This window comes from Halolamina salina (assembly GCF_042678005.1).
In the GTDB taxonomy this organism is placed as follows: Archaea; Halobacteriota; Halobacteria; order Halobacteriales; family Haloferacaceae; genus Halolamina; species Halolamina salina.
This window is the reverse complement of record NZ_JBHUDH010000233.1, coordinates 1-2,375: the sequence shown is the minus strand read 5'-3', so window position 1 is coordinate 2,375 and position 2,375 is coordinate 1. Positions and strand designations below refer to the sequence as shown.

Annotated in this window: 4 protein-coding genes; 2 read left to right on the top strand and 2 right to left on the bottom strand. The window is 68.5% G+C overall.

The window, feature by feature from the left end:
- Both ACFR9S_RS15010 and ACFR9S_RS15005 read right to left on the bottom strand, forming a co-directional pair.
- Positions 1-123 (bottom strand): sugar phosphate nucleotidyltransferase (locus ACFR9S_RS15010; protein ID WP_379818972.1); only part of this gene is annotated, 123 nt, incomplete at its 3' end.
- Between the two features lie 63 nt (positions 124-186).
- Positions 187-465 (bottom strand): DUF7091 family protein, encoded by a 279-nt coding sequence (locus tag ACFR9S_RS15005; protein WP_379732292.1) that lies wholly within the window; start codon positions 463-465, stop codon positions 187-189.
- A gap of 205 nt (positions 466-670) precedes the next feature.
- On the opposite strand from ACFR9S_RS15005, the gene ACFR9S_RS15000 reads away from it, so the two are divergent.
- A complete protein-coding gene (locus tag ACFR9S_RS15000) occupies positions 671-1,600 on the top strand; it encodes a replication factor A (protein ID WP_379732293.1) in 930 nt (309 codons plus the stop codon).
- Positions 1,601-2,203 (top strand): RPA family protein, encoded by a 603-nt coding sequence (locus tag ACFR9S_RS14995; RefSeq protein ID WP_379732294.1) that lies wholly within the window; start codon positions 1,601-1,603, stop codon positions 2,201-2,203.
- Positions 2,204-2,375 lie beyond the last annotated feature (172 nt).

The window sequence follows — 2,375 nt, the reverse complement described above, 5'->3', positions numbered from 1 at the left end:
GGTTCGGGCGAGCAGCGACCGCTCGCCGCCGATGGGAAGGAACTGTTTGGGGCGGTCCTCGCGGCTCGCGGGGTAGAGCCGAGAGCCGATCCCGCCCGCGAGGACGAGTGCGACGGTTTTCACAGGTGTCGGTTGCCGGCGAGCGTGTTCAACCCTCGGGGTTCGGCGGGACCGGTCGCGGCGCGGTCACCACGTCTCGACGATCCCCTCCCGCACGTCCTCGGCACAGCCCCGACAGTCGGGGTGGTCGGCGTCGAAACAGGCCGGCCGGCCCTCGGCGTCGATCAGCACCGCGCGCCGGTCGGCGTGACGGCGGCAGACGATCTTCGCCCGTCCGTCGTCGTCGCTCGGCAGGTCGAACTCCGCCGGCGCCTTCCCCTCGTGGTAGGCCTCGCGGGCCTCCTCGAACTGCTCGCCCGCGCGCCGGAGTTTGGTCCGGATGAACCGTTCGAGGCGCTCGTCCATGGCCGGAACTGGGGACCCGCCCCCAAAGAGCCGTCGGCACGCCGGCAGTGCCCCGCCGTTTCCTGTCGACGTGATCGCCCGTAAGTGGCCGATTCGACGACCGAAACGGACGATTCCACTTCCGCCACGGCGGCGGAAGTTTAAATACCATTAGGCACCAAGCCCGGTACGCCTCCCGACGAAACACAGGCGGAGGCAGGCAACCATGAGCGAGTTAGAGAGTCACGCAGCGGAGATCGCCGAACAGTTCTCGGACCACTTGGATATCGAACAGGAGGACGTCGAGGAGCGCCTCGAGACCCTCGTGAACGAGTACCGCGTCCCCCTCGACGAGGCACGTCGCAGCGTCGAGAGCCAGTACCTCGACGAGGCCGACCTCCAGCGGGACGAGCTCGGGAGCGCCGACAGCGAGCTCACCCAACTGGGCGAGATCGACGAGGACGAACAGTGGATCGACCTTCGCGTGAAGGTCGCCGACCTCTGGGAGCCCGGCCACGAGTCCATCGCGCAGGTGGGCCTGCTGGGCGACGAGAGCGGGACGAAGAAGTTCGTCGCGTTCGACACCTCCGACCTCCCCGAACTGGAGGAGGGCAAGAGCTACGCGCTCTCGAACGTCGTCACCGACGAGTACGAGGGCAACTACTCGGTCAAGCTCAACAAGACCACCACGATCACCGAACTCGACGAGGAGATCGAGGTCGGCGACGACGCCGTCACCGTCGAGGGCGCGCTGGTCGACGTGCAGTCCGGCTCGGGACTGATCAAGCGCTGCCCCGAGGACGACTGCACGCGCGTGCTCCAGAACGGCCGGTGTTCGGAGCACGGGCAGGTCGACGGCGAGTTCGACCTCCGGATCAAGGCCGTCCTCGACGACGGCCGGGAGGTCCGCGAGGTCATCTTCGACAAGGAGACGACCGAGGAACTGACCGGGATCGACCTCGAGGAGGCCAAGCAGATGGCCACCGACGCCCTCGACACCACCGTGGTCGTCGAGGAGATGCAGGGCGACCTGCTCGGCCACTACTTCGAGGTGTCCGGCCCCGTATTCGGGCGCTACGTGCTCGTCGACGAGTTCGAGCGCCTCGACACGCCGGCCGATCCCGAGAGCGCGCTGATCAAAGCGAGGTCGATCTAGATGTCCAACGACGCCCCCATGCGCGAAGTCGCCCGCCGCGCCTTCGCCACCGAGTTCAACGACGCCAGCCACACGTTCAAGGAGTCCGACGACGAGCGCGCCCCGGCCTACCAACTGCTCCCGACGGGGGAGAAGGCCAACCGCGTGTTCTTCGTCGGCACCCTGACCGAGAAGGAGGACATCGGCGACGACAACGAGTACTGGCGGGGTCGCATCGTCGACCCGACGGGCACGTTCTTCGTGTACGCCGGCCAGTACCAGCCCGAAGCCGCCTCCACGCTGCGTGACCTCGAACCGCCCGCCTACGTCGCCGTCGTCGGCAAGCCGCGGACGTACGAGACCGACGACGGCACGGTGAACGTCTCGGTTCGCCCCGAGTCGATCACCGTTGTCGACGCCGCGACCCGGGACCGCTGGGTCGTCGAGACCGCCGAACGCACGGTCGAGCGCGTCGCCGCCTTCGACGACGAAGGGAACGAGTACGCCCGGATGGCCGCGGACCGTTACGACGCCGACCCCGACCGCTACCGCGAGGCCGCTGTCGAGGCACTCCGCGGGATGGACGAGGACGAGGCCGACGAGCAGGCCGAACCGACGCCGTAGCTCGGTCCCGGCCGACCCGGACCGATTTTTCGCCGCCCGACCGAGGCGCTAAGTAGCAGCGCGCGGGAGACGACGAGTATGATTGGCTCACGCTCCCGACCGCTCGCCGACCAGCACTGCCGAGGGGGGCGATGCGCGTAGCCGTCGTCGGCGGCGGCGCCGTCGGCGTCAC

Excerpts from the sequence above, each read along its gene's own strand:
- ACFR9S_RS15005 (WP_379732292.1), bottom strand. The coding sequence starts at position 465 with ATGGACGAGCGCCTCGAACGGTTCATCCGGACCAAACTCCGGCGCGCG.
- ACFR9S_RS15000 (WP_379732293.1), top strand. The coding sequence starts at position 671 with ATGAGCGAGTTAGAGAGTCACGCAGCGGAGATCGCCGAACAGTTCTCG.
- ACFR9S_RS14995 (WP_379732294.1), top strand. The coding sequence starts at position 1,601 with ATGTCCAACGACGCCCCCATGCGCGAAGTCGCCCGCCGCGCCTTCGCC.